At 73.0% G+C, this 23,279-nt stretch carries 17 protein-coding genes; 7 read left to right on the top strand and 10 right to left on the bottom strand.

What is annotated here, in order from left to right; all coding sequences use genetic code 11:
* Positions 1-9: 9 nt before the first annotated feature.
* The 4 genes from WAB15_RS26370 to WAB15_RS26355 all read right to left on the bottom strand — a co-directional run bounded on the left by WAB15_RS26370 (position 10) and on the right by WAB15_RS26355 (position 3,834).
* Positions 10-1,530: a GntP family permease gene (locus WAB15_RS26370; protein ID WP_399150141.1), complete on the bottom strand. Its 1,521-nt coding sequence runs from the start codon at positions 1,528-1,530 to the stop codon at positions 10-12.
* Between the two features lie 137 nt (positions 1,531-1,667).
* Positions 1,668-2,078 carry a RidA family protein gene (locus WAB15_RS26365; RefSeq protein WP_399150142.1) on the bottom strand — a complete coding sequence of 137 codons (411 nt, stop codon included), beginning with the start codon at positions 2,076-2,078 and terminating at the stop codon, positions 1,668-1,670.
* Positions 2,075-2,836, bottom strand: coding sequence for an IclR family transcriptional regulator (locus WAB15_RS26360; protein WP_399150143.1), 762 nt, complete (start codon positions 2,834-2,836; stop codon positions 2,075-2,077). The genes WAB15_RS26365 and WAB15_RS26360 overlap by 4 nt, the downstream gene beginning before the upstream one ends.
* Positions 2,833-3,834: a sugar kinase gene (locus WAB15_RS26355; protein ID WP_407289305.1), complete on the bottom strand. Its 1,002-nt coding sequence runs from the start codon at positions 3,832-3,834 to the stop codon at positions 2,833-2,835. The genes WAB15_RS26360 and WAB15_RS26355 overlap by 4 nt, the downstream gene beginning before the upstream one ends.
* Before the next feature lie 277 nt (positions 3,835-4,111).
* Between WAB15_RS26355 and WAB15_RS26350 the strand changes: the two genes are divergently transcribed.
* Both WAB15_RS26350 and WAB15_RS26345 read left to right on the top strand, forming a co-directional pair.
* Positions 4,112-5,401: an amino acid deaminase gene (locus tag WAB15_RS26350; protein WP_399150144.1), complete on the top strand. Its 1,290-nt coding sequence runs from the start codon at positions 4,112-4,114 to the stop codon at positions 5,399-5,401.
* 10 nt (positions 5,402-5,411) lie between these two features.
* Entirely contained in the window at positions 5,412-7,046 is a 1,635-nt protein-coding gene (locus WAB15_RS26345; protein WP_407287768.1) for an amidohydrolase family protein, read from the top strand.
* A gap of 3 nt (positions 7,047-7,049) precedes the next feature.
* Here WAB15_RS26345 and WAB15_RS26340 read toward each other — a convergent pair whose 3' ends face one another.
* Entirely contained in the window at positions 7,050-9,179 is a 2,130-nt protein-coding gene (locus WAB15_RS26340) for a P-loop NTPase fold protein (RefSeq protein ID WP_407287767.1), read from the bottom strand.
* A gap of 187 nt (positions 9,180-9,366) precedes the next feature.
* Here WAB15_RS26340 and WAB15_RS26335 point away from each other — a divergent pair, with 187 nt between their 5' ends.
* On the top strand, positions 9,367-10,578 hold the full coding sequence (locus WAB15_RS26335) for a pyridoxal phosphate-dependent aminotransferase (RefSeq protein WP_399150147.1): 1,212 nt from the start codon (positions 9,367-9,369) through the stop codon (positions 10,576-10,578).
* 84 nt (positions 10,579-10,662) lie between these two features.
* A complete protein-coding gene (locus WAB15_RS26330) occupies positions 10,663-11,109 on the top strand; it encodes a hypothetical protein (RefSeq protein ID WP_407287766.1) in 447 nt (148 codons plus the stop codon).
* Positions 11,110-11,273: 164 nt separating this feature from the next.
* Here WAB15_RS26330 and WAB15_RS26325 read toward each other — a convergent pair whose 3' ends face one another.
* On the bottom strand, positions 11,274-13,106 hold the full coding sequence (locus WAB15_RS26325) for a phosphoenolpyruvate carboxykinase (GTP) (protein WP_399150149.1): 1,833 nt from the start codon (positions 13,104-13,106) through the stop codon (positions 11,274-11,276).
* Between the two features lie 239 nt (positions 13,107-13,345).
* On the opposite strand from WAB15_RS26325, the gene WAB15_RS26320 reads away from it, so the two are divergent.
* Both WAB15_RS26320 and WAB15_RS26315 read left to right on the top strand, forming a co-directional pair.
* The gene (locus WAB15_RS26320) at positions 13,346-14,062 is read left to right on the top strand and encodes a hemolysin III family protein (RefSeq protein ID WP_399150150.1); all 717 of its coding nucleotides are present in this window, start codon (positions 13,346-13,348) and stop codon (positions 14,060-14,062) included.
* Positions 14,063-14,239: 177 nt separating this feature from the next.
* Positions 14,240-14,875: a TetR/AcrR family transcriptional regulator gene (locus WAB15_RS26315; RefSeq protein WP_407287765.1), complete on the top strand. Its 636-nt coding sequence runs from the start codon at positions 14,240-14,242 to the stop codon at positions 14,873-14,875.
* Here the strand turns inward: WAB15_RS26315 and WAB15_RS26310 are convergent.
* Complete coding sequence (locus WAB15_RS26310; RefSeq protein WP_407287764.1) at positions 14,865-16,214, bottom strand: amidase; 1,350 nt, start codon at positions 16,212-16,214, stop codon at positions 14,865-14,867. The genes WAB15_RS26315 and WAB15_RS26310 overlap by 11 nt on opposite strands.
* Before the next feature lie 65 nt (positions 16,215-16,279).
* A complete protein-coding gene (locus tag WAB15_RS26305) occupies positions 16,280-18,325 on the bottom strand; it encodes a thioredoxin domain-containing protein (RefSeq protein ID WP_407287763.1) in 2,046 nt (681 codons plus the stop codon).
* Between the two features lie 186 nt (positions 18,326-18,511).
* On the opposite strand from WAB15_RS26305, the gene WAB15_RS26300 reads away from it, so the two are divergent.
* A complete protein-coding gene (locus tag WAB15_RS26300; protein ID WP_407287762.1) occupies positions 18,512-21,778 on the top strand; it encodes a tetratricopeptide repeat protein in 3,267 nt (1,088 codons plus the stop codon).
* A gap of 254 nt (positions 21,779-22,032) precedes the next feature.
* On the opposite strand, the gene WAB15_RS26295 is transcribed toward WAB15_RS26300, so the two are convergent.
* The gene (locus WAB15_RS26295; protein ID WP_399150155.1) at positions 22,033-22,284 is read right to left on the bottom strand and encodes a hypothetical protein; all 252 of its coding nucleotides are present in this window, start codon (positions 22,282-22,284) and stop codon (positions 22,033-22,035) included.
* A 4-nt stretch (positions 22,285-22,288) separates the two neighbouring features.
* Positions 22,289-23,161, bottom strand: a complete 873-nt coding sequence (mca, locus tag WAB15_RS26290; RefSeq protein ID WP_399150156.1) for a mycothiol conjugate amidase Mca — start codon at positions 23,159-23,161, stop codon at positions 22,289-22,291.
* Between the last annotated feature and the right edge of the window lie 118 nt (positions 23,162-23,279).

The raw sequence follows: 23,279 nt of genomic DNA, 5'->3' as shown, positions 1-23,279 counted from the left end.
GCCGGGTCTCTAGACGACCAGGCTCACCAGTGCGGCCACCGCGAAGCCCGCGACCGAGAGCACGGACTCCAGCACCGTCCAGGACTTGAGCGTGTCGCGCTCGGTGATCCCGAAGTACTTGCTGACCATCCAGAAGCCGCCGTCGTTCACATGCGAGGCGAAGATCGAGCCCGCCGAGATCGCCATGATGACCAGGGCCAAGTGGGCCTGCGACAGTCCCTGGCCCTCGACCAGGGGCACCACGATCCCGGCCGTCGTGACGATCGCGACCGTCGCCGACCCCTGGGCCACCCGCAGGACCAGCGAGAGCAGGTAGGCCAGGACGATCACCGGCAGGCCCAGGTCGTGGAAGGTGTCGGAGAGGGCGGTGGCCACCTGGCTGCCCTTGAGCACGGCGCCGAAGACGCCGCCGGCGCCGACCACCAGGATGATGTTGCCGACCGGCTTCAGCGACGCGGTGGAGACCCGCTCCAGCGACTTGCGCGACCAGCCGCGGCGAAAGCCCAGCAGGTAGTACGCCAGCAGCAGGGCGAGGGTCAGCGCGACGAAGGGGTGGCCGAAGAACTCGATGACCGAGCGGCCGGTCGAGGGGGCCAGCGCGATGGAGGAGAAGGTCGCCAGGAGGATGAGCAGCAGGGGCGTGCCGATGATGGCGAGCACCGCGCCGAGCGCGACGGGCCGCTCGCTCCCGGTGGCGCCCGCGGCCCGCTGCTCGGCGGCGACGGCCGCCTTGGCCTCGGCCGCGGCCTCGACCATGTCCTGCGGGACCTCGACGAACAGGCGCCGGCCGATCCAGGCGGCGTACCCCCAGGCCGCGAGCACGGCGGGGATACCGCAGACGACGCCCATGAGGACGACCCAGCCCAGGTCGACCTTGAACAGGCCGGCCGCGGCGACCGGACCCGGGTGCGGCGGCAGGAAGGCGTGGGTCATCGACAGGCCGGCCAGCAGCGGCATGCAGTAGAGGAGGACCGACTTGGGGCGGGTCCCGCCCGCACCGGGCCCGTCGGATGCCCGGGGCAGCTTGGCGACGGCGTACACGATCGGCGCCAGGACGAAGATGCCGACGTCGAAGAAGACGGGTATGCCGAAGATCAGGCCCGTCATCCCCATGGCCAGGGGTGCGCGCCGCTCACCGAAGAGGCGGAGCAGGCGGGTGCTCAACACCTCGGCGCCGCCGGAGACTTCGAGGATCGCGCCGAGCATGGTGCCCAGGCCGATGATGATCGCGACATGGCCGAGGATGCCGCCCATACCGGTCTCGATCATCGAGACGGCGTCGGACTTCTGGACCGTGCCGAAGAGTTCGGTGACGGAGAGGCCGGCGGCCAGGCCGACGGCGATGGAGACCCCGAGCAGGGCGACGAAGGGCTGCAGCCGGACCTTGATGATCAGGAAGAGCAGGAGGGCGACGCCGAGGGCGGCGACCGTCAGCAGTCCCGCGGTGCCGGGTATCAGGGCGAGCAGGCCGCCGGTGTGCGGCGGGACGGCCGGCGTGGGGGCGGGCGCGGCCGCGACGAACAGGGACATGAGGGGGGACCTCGTAATTCCATGTGTCTTTCAGGGCAGGAGGGATCGCGGCACGGCGCCCGGGAGAGCGTGGCCGGGGGCGCCGTGCCGTGACGACATACGGCTTGCGGGGTGTTCAGCGGTGCTGGTTCAGCGCGTCAGCCGAGGACCGCGAGGGCGTCGATCTCGATGAGCAGGCCCTTGGGGAGACCGACGTAGACGGTGGTGCGGGCGGCGGGGGCCGCCGTCAGGCCCTGCTCCTCGAAGTAGGCGTTGTAGAGCGCGTTCATCTCGGCGAAGTGGTCCACGTCGGTGAGGTAGACGCGGATCATCATCACGTCGTCCCAGGTGGCGCCGCCCGCTTCGAGGACGGCGTGGACGTTGGCGAGGGTCTGCAGGGTCTGCTCGCGCAGGGTGGGGCCGGCGGGCGTGGGGGGCTGGCCCTCGACGGCGGGCAGGAAGCCGACCTGGCCGGCGACCTGGAGGATGTTGCCCTTCTTGACGCCGTGGGAGAACGCCGCGGGCGGGGTGGTGTGGGTGGCCGGGGTGATCGCGGTCTTGTCCGTCATTCGGTGTCCTTCACTGGGGTCTTGCCGGAGTACTCCCGGCTGATCGCCTCGGCGGTGCGGCGTACCAGCGGGAGCAGTGCGAGGAGTTCGTCGGCGCTGACGACGACGTTCGGTGCGGAGACCGACATGGCGGCGACGGCCCGCCCGTCCGCGCCGCGGATGGGCGCCGCGACGCAGTTGATGGACTCCTCGTGGCCACCGAGGTCGGTGGCCCAGCCCTGTTCGCGGACCTTGGCCAGTTCGGCGAGGAAGGCCGTGGCGTCGGGGGTCGAACGGGACGTGTAGCGGGGGTAGTCGAGCCTCTCCGCGAGGGCGCGGCGCTCGGGCCCGGGCAGGTCGGCGAGGAGCAGCTTGGCCACGGCGGCGACCGTTATCGCGACGGGCTTGCCGATCCGGGAGTACATCCGGACCGGGTAGCGGCTCTCGACCTTGTCGATGTAGAGGACCTCGTTCTCCTCGTGGACGGCGAGGTGGACGGTGTGTCCGCACTTCTCGTTGAGTTCGACGAGGTGGGGGTGGGCGATCTCGCGTACGTCGAGGTTCTCGACGGCCTGCTGGGCCAGTGCGAAGAGCCGAGCGCCGAGGCGGTAGCGCTGGTCGGGCTGGCGGTGGACGAGCCCGTGCTCGTGCAGCGTGCGCAGCAGGCGCAGCGCGGTGGACTTGTGGACGCCGAGTCGGTCGGCGACCTGCCCCAGGTCGGCGGGCCCCTCGGCGAGCAGCGGCAGGATGCTCAGCGCGCGGTCGACGGTCTGACTCATGGCGTGGATACCTCCTCGACGGCCCGCTCGTCGGCTGTCGTGGCTTTCGTCCAGCCGGGGCCGAGGTGCAGTGTGCCCCAGGCCGCCTCGCCGAGGGCGGCGAGGCGGTCGGCGTGCGCGCGGGACGGGGGCGGTGTCAGGTCACCGGGGACGGTGAGGACCGCGGCGGCCCACAGGTGGCCGTGGCGGACGCGGGTGGGGACGGGCAGGCCGCGGAGGGTGGCGGAGAGGTATCCGGCGGCGAAGGCGTCGCCCGCGCCGACCGCGGCGACCACGTCGACGCGCGGGGCGGGCTCGGTGTGCCGGCCGCCGCGGCTGTCGTAGGCGACCGCGCCCGCGGCCCCGCGCTTGACGACCAGGGTGGCGGGCTCGGGCAGCGCCGCGCGCAGCGCGTCCGGGCCGCCGGTGATGCCCCAGGCCTCGGCCGCCTCGTCCTCGCCGACGAAGACCAGGTCGGCACCGCGGGCGAGGTCGAGCAGGACCCGGGCGTCGTCGGCGCCCTGCCACAGGCCGGGCCGGTGGTTGACGTCGAAGGAGACGAGCGGGCGACCGGCGGCGGGGCGGGACCCGGTGAGTTCGCGCAGCAGGCCCAGGCAGTCGGCGGAGAGCGCGGCCGTGATGCCCGACAGGTGCAGCACCCGGCCGGCGCGGATCGCGGCCAGGTCCATGGTGGCGGCGGACATGGCGGAGGCGGCGGAGCCCGCCCGGTAGTAGGCGACTTCGTGGGCGTCGGTGCCGCGGTCGCCGGCCGTACGGAAGTAGACGCCGGTCGGGCGCAGCGGGTCGCGGCGGGCGTGGGAGACGTCGACGCCGCAGTCGGCGATGGCGGTGAGCAGGTGGTCGCCGAAGCCGTCGGCGCCGACGCGGGAGATCCAGCGGGCGGTGTGGCCGGCGCGGGCGAGGGTACAGGCGACGTTGGATTCGGCACCGCCGATGGCGCGGTCGAAGGACGGCACGTCGGCGAGCCGCCCGGGGCGGCTGGGCAGGAAGGTGACCATGGACTCGCCGAGGCAGACGACGTCGGCGTCCGGGGCGGGTGCGCCGTCCTGGGCGGCGGTGCCGCCGGCGTTCGAGGACCTGGTCACGATCGGTTGCGCTCCTTCGCTGGGCGGCTCGTGCGGGCGGTGTCCGGGGCGGTGTGCCACCGCGTATCCGGCCGCGTTCGGGCCGTGTTCCGCACCATTGACCGGGCGATGGCTCGGATGTTAGACAGCTGTCAGCGATATGCGCAACGAGTGTTGCAGAGAGTGCAACAGGATCTTTTGAGGAGGCCCCATGGCCGGCGAGCGGCTCACCCAGGGACTCGGGGAACTCGCGGACGAACGGGTCGACCACCGCTTCAAGGCCCTCCCCCCGGACGCCGAGGGGCTGACCGTCGGCGAGCTGGCCGCCGAGCGCCGCAACCTGTTCACCGGCGGGTTCACCACCCCCGTCCTGGCCCTGGCCGCCGACTCGGTCGAGCACAACCTGGCACTGATGGAGACGTACTCCACCCGCCACGGGTTGGCCTTCGCCCCGCACGGCAAGACCTGCATGGCCCCGCAGCTCTTCGCACGCCAACTGGAGCACGGCGCCTGGGGCATCACCGCCGCCGTCCCCCACCAGGCCCGGGTCTACCGCACCTTCGGCATCCAGCGGATCTTCCTGGCCAACGAGGTCGTGGACCCGGCCGGACTGCGCTGGCTGGCCGGCGAACTGGCCGCCGACCCGGACTTCCGCTTCGTCTGCTACGTCGACTCGCTGCGCGGTATCGAGCTGATGGACGTGGCGCTGCGGGAGGCCGGGGCCGTCCGCCCGGTGGACGTGGTCATCGAGCTGGGCGCCGGCGAGGGCGCGCGGACCGGCGTCCGCACGGAGGCCGAGTGCCTGGAACTCGCCGACGCCATCGCGGGCGTGGACACCCTGCGCCTGGTGGGCGTCGCGGGGTACGAGGGCGAGGTGCCCGACGCCGACACCGAGCGGGTGACCGCCTGGCTGCGCCGGCTGGTGTCGCTGGCCGTGGAGCTCGACAAGGCGGGCCGGTTCGCCGACCTCGACCAGATCGTGGTCAGCGCCGGCGGCAGCGCCTGGTTCGACACGGTCGCCGAGGTCTTCGAGCAGCTCCCCGAGCTGTCCGCGCCGGTCCTGAAGCTGCTGCGCTCGGGCGCGTACGTCAGCCACGACGACGGCCACTACCGCAACCTCACGCCCTTCAACCGCATCCCCCAGGAGGGTGCCCTGCAGCCCGCCTTCCGGCTGTGGGCGCAGGTCGTCTCGCGTCCCACGCCCGAGCAGGCGTTCCTCAACGCGGGCAAGCGCGACGCGGCCTACGACCTGCATCTGCCGCGGGCCCAGGTCGTACGGTCCGGCCGGGACGGCACCGAGCGGCCGGCCGACGGACTGACCGTCACCAAGCTGTCCGACCAGCACGCGTGGCTGACCACCGAGCGCTCCGGCGACGTGGAGGTCGGCGACTGGGTGGGGCTGGGGCTGTCGCACCCCTGCACCTCCTTCGACAAGTGGCAGCTCATCCCGCTGGTCGAGCGGGACGGCACGGTCACGGACTTCATCCGCACGTTCTTCTAGGGGGCCGGCGGTGGAAGACCTCGTCATCCGTGACGCGGAGGTCGTGGACGGCAGCGGCGCGCCCTCCTACCGCGCCGATGCGGTGGTCGACGGCGGCCGGATCGTCGCGATCGTCAAGGAGGCCGCGGCGGCGGGCTGCCAGCGCCCCACCGCCCGGCGGCAGCTGGACGCCGAGGGCCTGGTCCTCTCCCCCGGCTTCATCGACATGCACGCCCACAGCGACCTCGCACTGCTGCGCGACCCCGACCACAGCGCGAAGGCCGCACAGGGCGTGACCCTCGAAGTCATCGGCCAGGACGGGCTGTCGTACGCGCCGGTCGACGACCGCACGCTCGCCGAGGTGCGCCGCGCGATCACCGGCTGGAACGGCTACGGCGAGGGCGACATCGACTTCGCCTGGCGGTCGGTCGGCGAGTATCTGGACCGCCTCGACCACGGCTTCGACGGCCGCGGCATCGCGGTGAACGCCGCGTATCTGATCCCGCAGGGCACGGTCCGGATGCTCGCGGTCGGCTGGGAGGACCGCGCGGCGACGCCCGAAGAGCTGAACCGGATGCGGCAGTTGGTCGCGCAGGGCATGGCGCAGGGCGCGGTCGGCATGTCCTCCGGGCTCACCTACACGCCCGGCATGTACGCCGACGACGCCGAACTCACCGAGCTGTGCCGGGTGGTGGCGGAGTACGGCGGCTACTACTGCCCGCACCACCGCTCCTACGGTGCGGGCGCCCTCGCGGCGTACCGGGAGATGATCGCCCTCACCCGCGAGGCCGGCTGTGCGCTGCATCTGGCCCACGCCACCATGAACTTCGGCGTCAACGAGGGTCGCGCGCCCGAACTGCTGTCCCTCCTGGACGCGGCCCTGGACGCCGGCGCGGACATCACCCTCGACACCTACCCCTACACCCCCGGCTGCACGACGCTGGTCGCGATGCTGCCGAGCTGGGCCGGCGAGGGCGGCCCGGAGGCGGTGCTGGCCCGGCTGCGCGACGAGGCGACGGCCGAGCGGATCCGGCACGTCATGGAGGTGGCGGGCGCGGACGGCTGCCACGGCGTGCCCATCGACTGGGACACCATCGAGATCTCCGGTGTCGCGGACCCCGCCCTGGCCGGCCACGTCGGCCGGACCGTCGCGCGCACCGCCGCCGAACGCGGCGAGGAGCCCTGGGCGACCGCCCGCCGGCTGCTGATCGACGATCGCCTCGGTTCGACGATCCTCCAGCACGTCGGCCATGAGGACAACGTCCGCCGGATCATGCGCCACCGGGTGCACACCGGCGGCAGCGACGGCATCCTCCAGGGCGACAAGCCGCATCCGCGGGCGTACGGCACCTTCCCGCACTACCTCGGCCGTTACGTCCGCGAGTCGGGCGTGCTGTCGCTGGAGGAGTGCGTCGCCCATCTGACCGGGCGCCCGGCGGCCCGGCTGCGGCTGCCCGACCGGGGCCTGGTGCGCGAGGGCCACCGCGCCGACCTGGTCCTCTTCGACCCGGCCACGGTCGCGGCGGGGTCGACCTTCGACGCCCCCCGCACGCTGCCGACCGGTATCCCGTACGTCCTGATCGACGGCCGGTTCGTGATCGAGGAAGGGCGGCGCACGGATGTGCTGGCGGGGCGGACGGTACGGCGGACGCCCGGCCGACGCTGACGGTCACAGGGAGGGGAACCACCCGCTCTGCGGCAGTGCCCCCCGCCGGGGCGGCTTCCGGTCACCCGGCGGGGTCCGCTCCTCGGCCCGGCTCTGCAGGGCGAGCAGCACCAGTTCGCGCAGCTCCTGCTCGTTGTTGGTGAGCGAGGCGCCCAGCGCGGCGGCCCGCTCCTCGCGTTCGGCGGACCGCCGGATGGTGAAGAAGACCACCGGGCCGTCGTAGTTGCCGTCCTCCTGGAGCCGCCGCACCATCTCGAAACCGGCGGAGTGGTCCGAGCCCCGGCTGATGTCGGAGACCAGCAGGTCGGGGGTGCGGTTGCGGAGTGCCTGCACGGCGGCGGCGCTCCTGGGCACATGGCTGACCTGCGCCCCCAGGCCCTCCAGCACCTCGCGCACCACGGCCTTGCGGTCCGGCTGGTCGTCGACCCACAGGACGTCGAAAACCGGCGCTGCCGGGTACGGGCTCTGCTGGGGGTACCCGCCCGGTTGTGGGTACCCACCCTGGGGGTAGGCCCCCTGCGGCACCGGGGACTGCGGTACCTGCGGGGCCGGCACCCGGCCCTGCTGCGGCATCGGCTGCGGCGGCCCCGCCCCGTAACCGCCGTACGTCCCGTCGCCCGGCCACGCCAGCGGCGGGCCGAACCCGGTGGCGTAGCCGTCCGCCCCCGAGCCCAGCCCCTGCCACACCGGGGCCCACTCCCGGGACATCCGGGTCGGCTCCGCACCCGCGCCCAGCGGGCCCTCGCGCAGCCGCAGCAGCAGCTGCGCGGCGTCCGGGCGGGCGGTCAGCTCGTCCACCAGGGAGGTGAACGCCGGATTGACCACCAGGTCCGGGAACTCGTTGGGCAGTTGGCGCTCCAGCACGGCCAGCACCTCGTCGCCGCCCGCACCGAGCGGCTGCGGCAGCACCAGGTCGTAGCGCCCGAGGAAGTCGCGTACGTCGGTCTCCTCCCCGGGGGCGCCGGCGGGCGCCAGCAGCGTCCGCCGCACCGCGCGGTAGGTCCGGAACTCGGCCACCACATCGCCGTCGACGGTGCCGGACGGACCGGTCATCATGCGGTAGAAGTCGGGGTAGAAGTACTGCAGCAGCAGCGTCCTGATCACCGCGTCCGGCCCGAAGTCGCGCCAGACGGGGTTGAGCGTGGCCTCCAGGACGAAGCCGTTCACCAGGCGCTTGATGCGGCGCGGGTTGCGGTCCGAGCGCTGCGCCAGCAGGTCGACCAGGGCGTCGTCGAGCAGCGGCTCGATGCCGGCGGTCCGTGCGCACCAGCGGATGTAGTCCTTGACGCCGTGATTGTCGGCGGCCGGGATGCGGTAGCTGGTCTGGAAGATCTTCTCCATGAACGCCGAGCCGGCCGGCGACAGATCGCGCAGCAGCCCGTTCGGCCCGAGCGCCGAGCGGTCGCAGCCGACCACGAACGCCAGCCCCGGTACGTCCAGATAGACCTTCACCGCCTCGCAGACGGCCAGCACCGTCTCCTCCGAGCAGCGGTCGAGGTCGTCGATGAAGACCACCAGGAGCCGGCGGGGCCGGAACTCGGCGGTCTCGGACCACTCCTGGACCAGGTCGCCGATCGCGCCCCGCATCTCGTTGCGGGCCTGGGAGTCGACGGAGAGCCTCTTCCACAGCTCGTCGACCAGGCCGGCCACTCCCAGCGGCCCGGCGGCGACGGTGCTCAGCGCCCGCAGGGCCCGCAGCAGCGCGCGCCGCTCGCCGACCCGCTGCAGTCCGCGGCGCAGCACCCGCCGGTCGAAGCGCATCAGGACGGACTTGATCAGCCCCTCCAGCGCGTCGGCGCCGGTCGAGGTCCAGGCGTTGTACCAGACGGTGTGCACCTCGGGGGCGTGCGCCAGCTCCGCGTCGACCAGCCGCATCAGGCTGCTCTTGCCCATGCCCCAGCCGGCGTCGACGGCGAGCGTGAAGGGCGTGGAGGCGCGGGAGGCGACCAGCAGTCCGGCGAGCTGCCGGGCGGCCCGGCCGGCGCCGAGCAGGTCCGCGCCGGGCTCGGCGACCGGTTCGTCGTTGAGCAGGGTGAAGGGGCCGTGCGCCGGCGGCGCGGACGCGGTGGGCGCCGGCGCGGGGAGCGGTAAGCCGGGTGTGCTGGGCGGAGGCAGGGGAGCCGAGGTGGCCATGCGCCCGGAGCGTACCGGCGTACGCGCCCGCGCGCCGGTCTACCGTGAAAACACCAGGCACGCGGAATCAGCGGCGCGGCGGGCACCCGCGGGCGGTCACCACCCGTGAGGAACCCCACACCATGCGCTGATCGACGTGGGGAAAAACACCGGGCGGGTACCGAAACGCGCCCGTAAGGTGGCGGACATGCAGGTGATCCAGTCAACGAAGCTCGCCAACGTCTGCTACGAAATCCGTGGCCCGGTGCTCGAGGAGGCCATGCGCCTGGAGGCGGCGGGTCACCGCATCCTCAAGCTCAACACCGGCAACCCCGCGGCGTTCGGCTTCGACTGCCCGCCCGAGATCCTGGAGGACATCCTCCGCACGGTCGGGACGGCACACGGCTACGGCGATGCCAAGGGCCTGCTCTCCGCCCGCCGCGCGGTGATGCAGCACTACCAGACCAAGGGCATCGACCTCTCCGTCGACGACGTCTACCTCGGCAACGGCGTCTCCGAGCTGATCCAGATGTCGATGCAGGCCCTGCTGGACGACGGCGACGAGGTGCTGGTCCCCGCCCCGGACTACCCGCTGTGGACGGCGTCGGTCTCCCTGTCCGGAGGCACGGCCGTGCACTACCGCTGCGACGAGCAGGCGGACTGGATGCCGGACCTCGCCGACATCGAGCGCAAGGTCACCGACCGCACCAAGGCCATCGTCGTCATCAACCCCAACAACCCCACGGGCGCCGTGTACGACGACGAGCTGCTGCGGGGCATCGCGGAGATCGCCCGCCGGCACAACCTGATCGTCTGCGCCGACGAGATCTACGACAAGATCCTCTACGACGGCGCCACCCACACCCCGTTCGCCTCGCTCGCCCCCGACCTGCTGACCCTGACGTTCAACGGACTGTCCAAGTCCTACCGGGTGGCGGGCTACCGCAGCGGCTGGATGGCGGTCTGCGGCCCCAAGGCGCACGCCACGTCGTACATCGAGGGGTTGACGATCCTCGCCAATATGCGGCTGTGCGCCAACATGCCGGCCCAGCACGCGGTGGCCACCGCGCTCGGCGGCCGGCAGTCGATCAACGACCTGGTGCTGCCCGGCGGCCGCCTGCTGGAGCAGCGCGACACGGCCTACGAGCTGCTGACCCAGATCCCCGGCGTCAGCTGCGTCAAGCCGAAGGGCGCGCTGTACGCCTTCCCGCGGCTGGACCCGAAGGTCTACAAGGTCAAGGACGACCGGCAGATGGTCCTCGACCTGCTGCGCGCCGAGAAGATCATGATCGTGCACGGCACCGGCTTCAACTGGCCGGAGCCGGACCACTTCCGGCTGGTCACCCTGCCCAGCAAGGACGACCTGGCGGACGCGGTCACCCGGATCGGCACCTTCCTCGACGGTTACGGACAGTACTGAGCCGACCCGACCTCTGTACGGAACTCAACTTTAGACAGCGTCTAAGCTAGGATGGCTTCCTGAACGTATTCAGGAGGCTGTCCCATGTACGAACCGATCCGCACGAAGTCGGTCCACACCATGGCCGCCGCCGCCCCGCAGATCCCGCACCGCTCCCGTGAGGAAGAGCTTCAGATCCGGCTCGCCGGACAGCTGACCGCGCTCCTCACCGTCACCGACGAGCTGCACGCGCTGGCGGTGCGGGCCGAGACCGCCGAGGCCCGGGAGATGGACGCCGCCGCGCTGGGCGCCGCCGCCGACCGCATCGCCGAGCAGGTCGCGCGGCTGAGCGGCGGCCACTACCCACTGCGCGCCGAGCCCACCGACGGCGGCACCGCGCCGCGCGTCGAGGCCCTGCGGCAGCGCGCCCGCGCCCTGGCCGGGAACGCCCTGGCGGTCGCCACGTCCCGGGACGACGCCGCGGCGATGACCCTGGCGGCGGAGCGGCTGGCGGCGCACGCCGAGCCGCTGCCGGATCTCGCCTCGGCCTGACGGCGGCCGACGCGCCGGCGTCACCCGACCGGGCCAGCCGGGACGGAGATCTCGAAGCCACCGCCGGTCCCCGGTCCGTTCCCGTCCGCGGCGGCCCACCTCGGGGAACGGGCCGGGGCCCCGCACACGTTCGTGCGGGGCCCCGGCCGGGCGTGCGTCGGCGGCTACTGCTCCAGCCGCCGGACCAGCGCCCGGTACTCGTCCCACAGCTCCTTGGGCGTGTGGTCGCCGAAGGTGTTGAGGTGCTCGGGCACCAGACCGGCCTCCTCGCGCCAGATCTCCTTGTCGACGGTGAGCAGGAAGTCCAGGTCGGCGTCGGCCAGTTCGAGGCCCTCGGTGTCCAGGGAGCCCTTCGCCGGCAGGATGCCGATCGGGGTCTCGACACCCTCGGCGCGGCCGTCGAGGCGGTCGACGATCCACTTCAGGACGCGGCTGTTCTCGCCGAAGCCCGGCCAGACGAACTTGCCCGCGTCGTTCTTGCGGAACCAGTTCACGTAGTAGATCTTCGGCAGCTTCGCCTGGTCCTTGCCGGCGCCGACCTTGACCCAGTGGGCCATGTAGTCGCCCATGTTGTAGCCGCAGAACGGCAGCATGGCGAACGGGTCGCGGCGCAGCTCGCCGACCTTGCCCTCGGCCGCGGCGGTCTTCTCGGAGGCCACGTTCGCCCCCAGGAAGACGCCGTGGTTCCAGTCGAAGGACTCGGTGACCAGCGGCACCGCCGAGGCGCGGCGGCCGCCGAAGAGGATCGCCGAGATCGGCACGCCCTTGGGGTCCTCCCACTCGGGCGCGATGATCGGGCACTGCGAGGCGGGCACGGTGAAGCGGGCGTTGGGGTGGGCGGCCGGGGTCGCGGACTCCGGCGTCCAGTCGTTGCCCTTCCAGTCGGTGAGGTGGGCCGGAGTCTCCTCCGTCATGCCCTCCCACCAGATGTCGTTGTCGTCGGTCAGGGCGACGTTGGTGAAGACGGAGTTGCCCCACAGCGTCTTCATGGCGTTGGCGTTGGTGTGCTCGCCGGTACCGGGCGCGACGCCGAAGAAGCCGGCCTCGGGGTTGATCGCGTAGAGCCGGCCGTCCTCGCCGAACCGCATCCAGGCGATGTCGTCGCCGATCGTCTCGACGGTCCAGCCGGAGATCGTGGGCTCCAGCATGGCGAGGTTGGTCTTGCCGCAGGCGGACGGGAAGGCGGCGGCCACGTACTTCGACTCGCCCTGCGGCGGCGTCAGCTTGAGGATCAGCATGTGCTCGGCGAGCCAGCCCTCGTCGCGGGCCATGACGGAGGCGATGCGCAGGGCGTAGCACTTCTTGCCCAGTAGGGCGTTGCCGCCGTAGCCGGAGCCGTAGGACCAGATCTCGCGGGCCTCGGGGAAGTGCGAGATGTACTTGGTGGAGTTGCACGGCCACGGAACGTCCTGCTCGCCCTCGGCCAGCGGGGCGCCCAGGGTGTGCACGGCCTTGACGAAGAAGCCGTCGTCGCCCAGCTCGTCCAGGACGGCCCGGCCCATACGGGTCATGGTGCGCATGGAGACGGCGACGTACGCGGAGTCGGTGATCTCCACGCCGATCGCGGACAGCTCGGAGCCGAGCGGGCCCATGCAGAACGGGACGACGTACATCGTCCGGCCCTTCATCGAGCCGCGGAAGATGCCGCCCCGGCCCTGCTCGCCGGCGAAGATCTCCCGCATCTCGGCGGGGGCCTTCCAGTGGTTGGTCGGCCCGGCGTCCTCCTCCTTCTCGGAGCAGATGAACGTGCGGTCCTCCACGCGCGCGACGTCGGTCGGGTCGGAGGCCGCGTAGTAGGAGTTGGGGCGCTTGATCGGGTCGAGCTTCTTGAACGTGCCCTTGTCGACGAGCTCCTCGCACAGACGCTCGTACTCCGCCTCCGAGCCGTCACACCAGACGACCCGGTCGGGCTGGGTGAGCGCTGCGATCTCGTCGACCCAGGAGATCAGGCCTTGGTGACGGGTCGGAATGGTGGGAGCCGCGTTGTCGCGCGCCACGATCGCTCCTAGATGAGGGTGTGGACGGATATCTGCCCGTTGTGACGGGATGATCCGCTTCTTTTGGTTGTCTGCCCCTTGGGGGCTGCGACCCGGATGCTTCGCGACCGCTCATCCGGTGCCGACCGCACTCATTTGATCATCCGACCCCAATAGAGTTCTGTCCAGAGGGCGACTTCGTGACCGTCACCACTTCCACATGAATCGGTAACTTACGGTTGCGTAGGTAGCATTGCGCCATGACTTCCGCGCCCGACGCCGCCGAGAGCAAGCTCCCCTCCGCGCCGCCCGCGATCGCGGCGGTCACCGCCGCGGCCGCGCCCCTCAAGCCCAAGCTGCGGGGCTGGCTGCACGCCGGAATGTTCCCCGCCGCCCTCCTGTCCGGTGTCATCCTCACCGCCCTCGCCGACAGCCCCCGCGGCCGCCTGGCCTGCGCCATCTACACGCTGACCGCCTGCCTGCTCTTCGGCGTCAGCGCCCTGTACCACCGCGGCAATTGGAGTCCGCGGATGGACGGTGTGCTGCGCCGCCTCGACCACGCCAACATCTTCCTGATCATCGCCGGCACGTACACACCTGTGACGGTGCTGCTGATTCCCGGATCCCGGGGCCAGGTGCTGCTCTGGGCGATCTGGGCGGCCGCGCTGGCCGGTATCGCCTTCCGGGTCTTCTGGGTCGGCGCGCCCCGCTGGCTCTACACCCCCTGCTATATCGCCATGGGCTGGGCCGCGGTCTTCTTCCTCCCCGACTTCCTGCGTACCGGCGGTATCGCCGTGCTCGTCCTCGTCGTCGTCGGCGGCCTGCTCTACAGCGCCGGCGGCGTCATCTACGGCATCAAGCGCCCCAACCCCTCGCCCCGCTGGTTCGGCTTCCACGAGGTCTTCCACTCCCTCACGCTCGCCGCCTTCGTCGTCCACTACGTCGGCATCTCCCTGGTGGCCTACACCCACGCCTGACGCACACCCTCCCGAGGCGCACCCGAGGCGTACGCGCCGGAGGCCGCACCCCGCTTCACCCAGCGTCACCACCTCACGCCCCAGCGTGACATGCGCCACTGACAGTCGGCCGCCGCGCGCCTCGGCGTACGGCCGCCGACATGGCCCGCGCACACCTGATGCCGGACAATGCCGGGCATGGTCTGCGCACGCATGAACGCCACCTCCCCGCCCCGGACACCGCGGCCCGGGCTGCGTGAGCGGAAGAAGATCAAGACCCGGCAGGCGATCCGGCGGGCCGCCTACCGCCTCTTCGCGGAGCGGGGGTACCAGGCGACCTCCGTCGAGCGGATCGCCGAGGCCGCGGAGGTCTCGCTGAGCACGGTCTTCCGGTACTTCCCCACCAAGGAAGACCTGGTGCTGACGGACGAGTACGACACCCTGCTGGCGGCCGGGATCCGGGCCCGCCCCGCGGACGAGCCGATGGTGGAGTCGATACGGCGGGTCACCGTCGAGACCCTGGGCGAGATCGCCGCGCAGGAAGGCGCCGAACTCCTCCAGCGCATCCGACTGATCCGCGATGTGCCCGCCATCCGGGGGCGTTCGGCGGAGCAGGCCGCCCGGATCGCCGCGCTGATCAGCGCGGCGCTGGCCGAACGCGCCGGCCGCCCCGCCGACGATCTGGAGCTGCGGGTCGTCAGCGCGGCGATCCTGGCCGCGCTTCAGGAGGCGATGCTGAGCTGGGCCGCGGAGAGCCCGACCGCCGCCCCGGACGCGCTGATCGCGCTGATCGACCGGTCGATGGACGTACTGGCCCGGGGGCTCACACTGTGAGGCCGGGCCGGCCGGGGCCTTCGGCCGCCACCCCGTCCAGTACGCCCTCGATCCCGGCCGCCGCCGTCAGCAGGTCCTCGTCCGCTCCGAAACGGCCGACCACCTGGAGACCGAGCGGCATCCCGTTGGCGGCGCGGCCGGCGGGCAGACTGAGCACCGGCAGACCGGCGTTGCTCCAGGGCAGGCACATGATCGAGGTGCCGGTGGTGGTGAGATCGGCGGGCGCGGGGCCGGTGGCCGCCGGGGCGAGCCACAGCTCGACGCCGGCGGCGCTCCCCTGTGCCGCGAGGCGCTCGCGGAACTCCGCACGCCGGGCGCGGGCCGCTTCGTAGGCGGCCTCCTTGATCGTGTGGCCCTGCCGGATCGCGACCGCGGTCTGCTCCCGATAGCGGTCGCCGAAGCGCGCGAACCAGTCGGTGTGGGCCCGTGCGACCTCGTAGCGGTTCATCGTGAACAGCTGCGCCACGATCTGCTCGAAGTCGTCCATCACCGGGACCTCACGGACCGTGTACCCGGCCGCCCGCAGCAGTTCCCGCTGGTCCGCGAAGGCGCGCAGCGCCTCCTCGCCGGCCCGCTCCAGATAGGGGCCGGCCGGTATGCCCAGCACCGGGCGCCGCCCGCCCGCCTCCGGCCGCGGCGCGCGCCACCCGTCGAGCAGCACCGACGCCGCGAGGGCGACACCCGCCACATCCGTGGCGTAGCACCCGAGGGTGTCGAAGCTGACGGCGTTGGGGATCACCCCGTCGACCGGGATCCGCCCGTAGGTGGGCTTGAAACCGGTCACCCCGCAGTACGCGGCGGGCCGGATCATCGAGCCGACGGTCTGCGTCCCGATGGCCAGCGGCACCATGCCGGCGGCGACCGCGGCGGCCGAACCACTGCTCGAACCCCCGGGGGTATGGGCCGGGTTGTGCGGGTTGCGGGTCGGTCCGGGCGCGGTGACCGCGAACTCCGCCGTCACGGTCTTGCCCGCGATCAGCGCACCGGCCGCGCACAGCCGGTCGACGACCGCGGCCTGCGGACCGCCGAGCTCCTCGGGCGGCAGCGCCGAGCCGGCCCGGGTCGGCAGGCCGTCGACCCGCACGATGTCCTTGACGCCCACGAGGACGCCGTGGAGCGGCGGCCGCTCCACGGGGCCCGGCTCACCGGCCGCCGCGACCCCCGCGGCCGCCGCCAGCCGCGTCCGCCGGCCGGGCTCCGGCGCGAACGCCCGCACCCGCCGATCGACGGCGTCGACGCGGTCGCACGTACGGTGCGCCGCGGCGACCGGATCGTCCGTACCGGCCCGCAGCGCCGCGGCCTCCTGGACAAGGGGACGCCGCCCCAGCAAGGTCGTCACTCCGGCAGAGTACAACTGCCCACCGACAGCGGCCGGTTGGCGGCCGCGCCGCCCGGCCGGCGGCCTCACCCCCGCAGCCGGTCGCCCAGTTCCTCCGGGTCCGTCGTGGGGCGCTCGCAGGTGAAGTGGCGGCAGACGTACGCGGCCGGACCACCGTCGACCAGGGGGCGGTCCTTGAGCAGCGGCACTTCGTCGGTGTCGTCGGAGCCCGGGGCGCCCAGCGCGACCACCGCTCCCGGGGCGGTGCCGAGCAGCGCGGCCTTGTGCAGCGCCGCGGTGGCCGGATCGCCCTGCGGGCCGACGACCGCGATCTCCCGCGGACCGTCCAGCGCGGCTTCGGCGACGGCGAGCCCCCAGCCGATGAAGCGCGGGGCCCGGCCGCCGAGCGCGGTGACGATGCCCAGAGCCCGCTCCGCGGCGCTCCGGTGGAGGTCGCTGCCGGTCAGCGCCGCGTACGACAGCAGGGCGCCGGCCGCCGCGGTCCAACCCGAGGGCGTGGCGTTGTCGGTCGGGTCCTGGGGGCGGCGGATCAGCGCCTCGGCGTCGGCCGCCGTGTCGTACAGCGCGCCGTCCTCGGTGGTGAACTGCAGCAGCACGGTGTCCAGGAAGAAGCCCGCGAACTCCAGCCAGACGCCCTCCCCGGTGACCGAGGCGAGGGCGAGGAAGCCCTCGGCGACATCGGCATAGTCCTCCAGCACACCGGAGTTGGCGCCGGGGACGCCGTCGCGGGAGGTGCGGTGCAGCCGTGCATGCCAGTCCATGTGGACCCGGACCAGCAGGTCGGCGGCGTCGGTGGCGGCCTGGATCAGGTCCGGGCGGTCGAAGTAGGCGCCGGTCTCGGCGAGCGCGGCGATGGCCAGCCCGTTCCAGGCGGCGACGACCTTGTCGTCCCGCCCGGGGCGGGGCCGCTCGGCGCGCGCCGCCAGCAGCCGCTCCTTGACTGCGGCCAGCCGCTCGGCGTCCGCCAGGCCGTCGGTGTCGGGGAGCTGGAGCACCGAGGCGCCCTCCTCGAAGGTGCCCTCCTCGGTGACGCCGAAGTAGGTGGCGGCGAACTCCGCGTCCTTCTCCCCCAGTACGGTGCGCAGCTGCTCCGGCGTCCACACGTAGTAGGCGCCCTCGACGTGCCGCCCCGTGCCGTCGTCGCTGTCCGCGTCGAGGGCGGAGGCGAAGCCCCCCTGGTCGGTGCGGAGTTCGCGGACCATGAAGTCGGCGGTCTCTACGGCGATCCGGCGGGCCAGGTCCGATCCGGTGGAGCGCCACAGGTGGGCGTAGGTCCGGCACAGCAGCGCGTTGTCGTAGAGCATCTTCTCGAAGTGCGGCACGGTCCACGTGGCGTCCACCGCATAGCGCGCGAAACCGCCGCCGAGCTGGTCGTAGATGCCGCCGCGGGCCATCGCCTCACAGGTCGCCTGCACCATCTCCAGGGCTCCCTCGGAGCCGGTGCGGGCGTGGTGGCGCAGCAGGAACTCCAGCGCCATGGACGGCGGGAACTTGGGCGCGCCGCCGAACCCACCGCGCACCGCGTCGAATTCACGGGTCAGGCCCATCAGGGCGGCATGCAGCTCCTCGGGGCGCGGCGGCCGCCGGTCGGCCGGCAGCGAATCGGTCAGCGAGCGCCCGGCCAGGTCCGCGACGATCCGCCCGGCGACCTCGCCGACCTCGTCGCGGCGGTCGGCCCAGGCGCTGCGCACCCCTTCCAGGACCTGCCCGAAGGACGGCATCCCGTGCCGGGGCGCGGGCGGGAAGTACGTACCGAAGTAGAAGGGCTCGGCGTCGGGGGTGAGGAAGACGGTCATCGGCCAGCCGCCCTGACCGGTGGCGGCCTGCACGGCCTCCATGTACACGGCGTCGACGTCCGGGCGCTCCTCGCGGTCGACCTTGACCGCCACGAAGTGCGCGTTGAGCAGCGTGGCGGTGGCCTGGTCCTCGAAGCTCTCGTGGGCCATGACATGGCACCAGTGGCACGAGCTGTAGCCGACGCTGAGCAGCACCGGCACACCGCGCCGCCGGGCCTCCTCGAACGCGTCGGCGGACCACGGCCACCAGTCGACGGGGTTGTCGGCGTGCTGGAGCAGATACGGGGAAGTCTCATGAGCCAGGCGGTTCGGCATGGCTCCATCCTCTCCCAAGGTGGTGCGGCGGGTCGGGAGCGGCAGGGGGGAGTGTCCGGCCAGGGCCGGGGTTATCCACAGGCCTGCCGGAATCCGTGCGGACGCGGAAGACTGTGCGTACGGCGAAGATCACCGCCCGGGCGCGGGACCGCCGACGACTGCGGGGACTGCTGGAGGGGGAGAGGTATGTCGGGCTCACCGGCCGCGCTGCGCGCCGATCATCGGGCGGCGGCGGAAGCTCTGTTGACCAGGGCCGTCGAGGAAGAGGTGCGGCGCTCGGACGGGCGGCTGGACGCCGGCACGCTGCGCGGCAGAGCGCAGGCGGCGCTGGAGGAGCTGACCGGCAGCGCCGCCGAGGAGTACACCGCGTATGTCCGGGCCCTGGACGAGGCGGCCGCCGGTCAGCCGTCGCTGGCACAGCGGCTGTGCCGCAAGGAGCTGGGCACCCCCGCGGTGGCGACGGCGGTCGCGGCGGTCGCGGCGTTCGCCACGGACCTCGCGTACGGCACGGGCGCGGGCGCGGCGCTGGGCGTGGGAGCCGCCGTGGTGGTGGCGGGCGCGGCGGCCACGGTCGTGAAGCTCACCGCGGGGCACTGGCCGGCGGCGCACCGCCAGGCCGGGCTGCGCGGTCAGCCCGGCGGCCCGGAGCAGCTGCGGCTGCAGTGGCTGACGGCGTTGGAGGTCCGGGGCGTCCGGCCGTTCCTGGACCAGCAGCGGATGCTGACGGCGGCGGCCGCGGCGGCCCAGCCGGCCGCTGCGTCGAAGGCCGCCCGGGGGCCGCAGCTGCGCGGCGCGGACCGCAGCGCCGCCGCCCGGCAGCGGTCCGTACTGGAGCACTCGTTCTCCCAACTCCCCCGCCCCGACGGCCCGTTCGCGGGGCGGCGGGACGAACTGGCGCGGATCGCGCAGTGGGTGCACGCCGCCCGCGCGAGCACCGAGACCAAGCCGACGGTGGTGGTGCTGCACGGCGAGCCGGGCTCGGGGCGCACCGCGCTGGCGGTGCGGGCCGCGCACCAACTGCGCGATCAGTTCCGCGGCGCCTGTGTGGTGGACCTGCGCGGGGACACCCCCGGTGAGGTGCCGCTGCCGACCCGGGACGCGCTGCTGCATCTGCTCAACCGCCTGGGCGCACCGCGCGAGCAGCTGCTGTTCCGCGAGCGCCCGTCCCAGGAGCAGCACGTCAAGCGGCTCACCGAGCTGTACCACCAGCATCTGACGGGCCTTCCGGTGACGGTCCTGCTGGACGACGCCTCGGACCCCGAGCAGGTGCGCACGCTGGTACCGGACCGCTCCGACAGCCTGGTGCTGGTGACGTCCAGGGCACCGCTGGAGCTGCCCGGGGACCTGCCCGCGTGGGTGCACCAGCTGCCCGTGGGGCCGCTGGACGCGGCGGGCGCCGAAGAGCTGCTGCGCACCGCCGCGGCGGACGGTGCGCGGACGCCGGGCGAGGCGGCTGACCCCGAAGCGGTCGAGGAGGTCTCCGCGCTGTGCGCGGGGCTGCCGCTGGCGCTGCGGGTGGCGGGCTCCTCCCTCGGATCGCGCACGGCCGCCGCGCTGGCCGCGGACCTGGCGGCCCACGACACGGTGCCGCCGGTGGAGCGGGCGCTGTCGCTGCGCTACGCCGACCAGTCCGAGACGGCCCGGCGGCTGCTGCGCCGGCTGGCGCTGGTGGGCCGGGCGAGCCTGGGGGCGGCGGCCGCGGCGGCGCTGCTGGACGTCGACCACGCGGAGGCGGAACGGCAGCTGACGGCGCTGGCCCGGGCCGGGCTGATCGAGCACGTCCGCGGCGAGCGCTACCGCCTGCACGCCCTGGTGCACCGCTTCGCCCACGGCCGGCTGGTGGACGAGGAGGACGCCGGCGAGCGCGGCGTGGCCCAGGAGCGGCTGATCCGCGGCTATGCGGAGCTGGCCGACTCGGTCATCCGGCTGGTCGACGGCCGGACGTCGACCCGCGCCGACCGCTTCGGCTCGCACGGCTTCACGTCCCTGGACGCCGCTCTGCAGTGGCTCGACGACGAGACCAGCTTCATCACGGCCGCGCTGCGCCACGCCGACCAGGGCGTGGACCAGGCGGCGGTCTCCCATCTGCTGGGCGCGCTGGCCGACTACTGCCTGCTGCGCGGGGACCTCTACCGCCTGGGCGAGCTGAGCGAGCTGACCCGGGCGGTCGGCCAGGGGCTGCTGGTCCGCTCGGTGCAGTGGCGTACGGGTGTGGCGGCCCGGCAGCTCGGCGAGCTCGACAAGGCGCGCACGACCCTGTCGTCGGTGGTCGATCTCTACTTCGAGGCGCAGCATCCGGCGGGCGCCGCCCGCGCGCTGCGCGACCTGGGCATCACACTCCAGCAGCAGGGCGACCTCACCGAGGCCGCGGCCAAGCTCCGTGAGGCGCTTGCGCTGCAGTCGGGCCCGGACCTGCGCGGCGACCGGGCCTGGACGCTGCACGCCCTGGCGGCGGTGGAGCGGGACCGGGCGCGGATCGCCGACGCCATCGCCATGCTCCGCGAGGCGCTGGAGCTGCACGAGGAGAGCGAGAGCCTGCACGGCCAGGCGTGGGCGCACTTCCAGCTCGGCCAGGTCCATCTGCGGATGGGCGAGGTGCCCCGGGCGGAGAGCGCGCTGCACGCCGCGCTGGAGCTGTACGGCCGGACGCACGACGAGCGGGGCGAGGCCTGGGCGATGACGCAGCTGGCCCGCGCCCGGCTGCTGGACGGCGAGCCCGGGCCCGCGGCGGACGGGCTGCGGCAGGCGCTGCCGCTGCACCATCAGCACGAGGACGCCCGCGGTGAGGCCTGGACGATGTACTACCTGGGCCAGGCGCTGGAGGAGCGCGGCGAGCACGACGCGGCGCTGCGGCAGCTGGAGCGCTCGCGGACGATGTTCAGCCGGATGCAGGACGGCTACGGCCTGGCCTGCGCCCGGCACCACTCGGGGCGGGTCACCCGCGATCTGCGGGCGGCGCAGACCGGTTCGCTGCGCAACAGCGGCTTCGCCCGCCAGCTGCTGCAGGACGCCCGCAGGGACTTCCAGCGGATCGGGGTGCCGCACGGCGAGGCGTGGTCCTGCCTGGAGCTGGTGATCATCGACGCCGGCAACGGCCGGGCCGCGCAGGCGCTGGAGCTGGCCGACGAGGCGGCCCGGATATTCGACGGCTACGGCGACCGGCGCGGTGCGGACTGGGCGCGGTTCCTGCGCTGCACGCTGCTGCCGTTCGCCTCACCGGGCGGCAGCGTGGTGGGCACGGCCGTGGCCCAGGAGGAGCTGGCCCGGCTGGTGCGCGACGGGCACCCGCTGCGCGACGCGAAGCTGGAGGACTGCGCGGAGGCGTTCGCCCTGCTCCTGGACCGCGGAGTGGAGCCGGAATCGGGCTGGCAGGCGTGGCGCCTGGGCATGGTGCCCCACCGCCACGCACGTGAGGTCATGGGGGTGCTGGTCGCACCGGGCGTCGCGGAGTGACCCGGGGCGCGGGTCCCGGGGCCACGCCGAGCCCGTGACGCCCGGCCCGACCGGGGCGGCGCCCGGCTGCCGAGGGCATGCGGCCCGGCTCGCTGACCACTCGGGTCAGCGAGCCGCCGGGGCGGCAGGCCGGCCTGAGCCATTCGGCCGGCCCTCGGCCGTCACCCGGTCTGCGGGGACCGGCGAGCCGATGCGGGCGCCGAGCCGGGCCCTCGCCCGGCGCGGGCGCGCCGCACACCCGCCGATCCGCCTCCTCAGCCGGTCTTCGGCTCGGCGGCCGTCGAGGCGGCCGAGGCGCGGGTGCCCGCCTCGCCCTCCTCCGGCTGCTCGACGAAGTCCACCTTCTTCATGTGCTTGTTCATGGACTTCATCAGCAGCCACACGGCGCCGCCGATGACCGCGAAGACGATGAAGCCGAGGACGCCGGGGGTCACCTTGTTCTTGTCGAAGCTGTCGGCAAGGGTGACGAAGTGCGTCAGGGCGAGGGTGCTGGTCGCGCTCATCATGGGCTCAATTGTTGCGGATGCCCGCGAAGAGGTCGTCCTCGGGGAGGGAAGTCTCCACGAGCGACTTCGCGAGCTCGTACTCCTCCGTCGGCCAGACCTCGCGCTGGATGTCCATCGGCACCCGGAACCAGCCGCCGTCGGGGTCGATCTGGGTGGCGTGCGCGATCAGCGCCTTGTCCCGGATCTCGAAGAACTCGTCGCAGGGGACGTACGTGGTCAGCGTGCGCTCACGCTGCTCGAACTGCTTCCAGCGCTCCAGCCACTCGCCGTAGGGCGAGTCCATGCCGCGCGCCAGCAGCGCCTCGTGCAGCGCGATCGTGCGCGGCTTGTTGAAGCCCTGGTTGTAGTAGAGCTTCTGGGGCTGCCAGGGCTCGCCGGCCTCCGGGTACTTCTCCGGGTCGCCGGCCGCCTCGAAGGCCACCATCGTGATCTTGTGGGTCATGATGTGGTCCGGGTGCGGGTAGCCGCCGTTCTCGTCGTAGGTCGTGATGACCTGCGGCTTGAACTCCCGGATCAGCTTCACCAGCCGCCCCGCCGCCTCCTCGACGTCCTGCAGCGCGAAGCAACCCTCCGGCAAGGGCGGCAGCGGGTCGCCCTCGGGCAGCCCGGAGTCGACGAAGCCCAGCCACTCCTGCTTGACGCCCAGGATCTCCCGGGCCTCGTCCATCTCCCGCTTGCGCACTTCGTGGATGTGCTCCTCGATGTACGGGTCCCCCTGGAGCTTGGGGTTGAGGATGGAGCCGCGCTCACCGCCTGTGCAGGTGGCGACCAGCACGTCCACCCCCTCGGACACGTACTTGGCCATGGTGGCCGCACCCTTGCTCGACTCGTCGTCGGGGTGGGCGTGGACCGCCATCAAACGCAGCTGCTCAGTCAAGACTCGATCCTCAGGTAAGGGCCGGAGAAGATGCCTCCTATAGTGACCGAAGCGAGGGGGCGCTGTATTCCCTGGGGCGGGGACCCCCCGGGGGTTTCCGACCGAGGTCCCCGCAGGC

This window comes from Streptomyces sirii (assembly GCF_045690365.1).
In the GTDB taxonomy this organism is placed as follows: Bacteria; Actinomycetota; Actinomycetes; order Streptomycetales; family Streptomycetaceae; genus Streptomyces; species Streptomyces sirii.
This window is presented reverse-complemented; position numbering and strand designations above follow the sequence as displayed.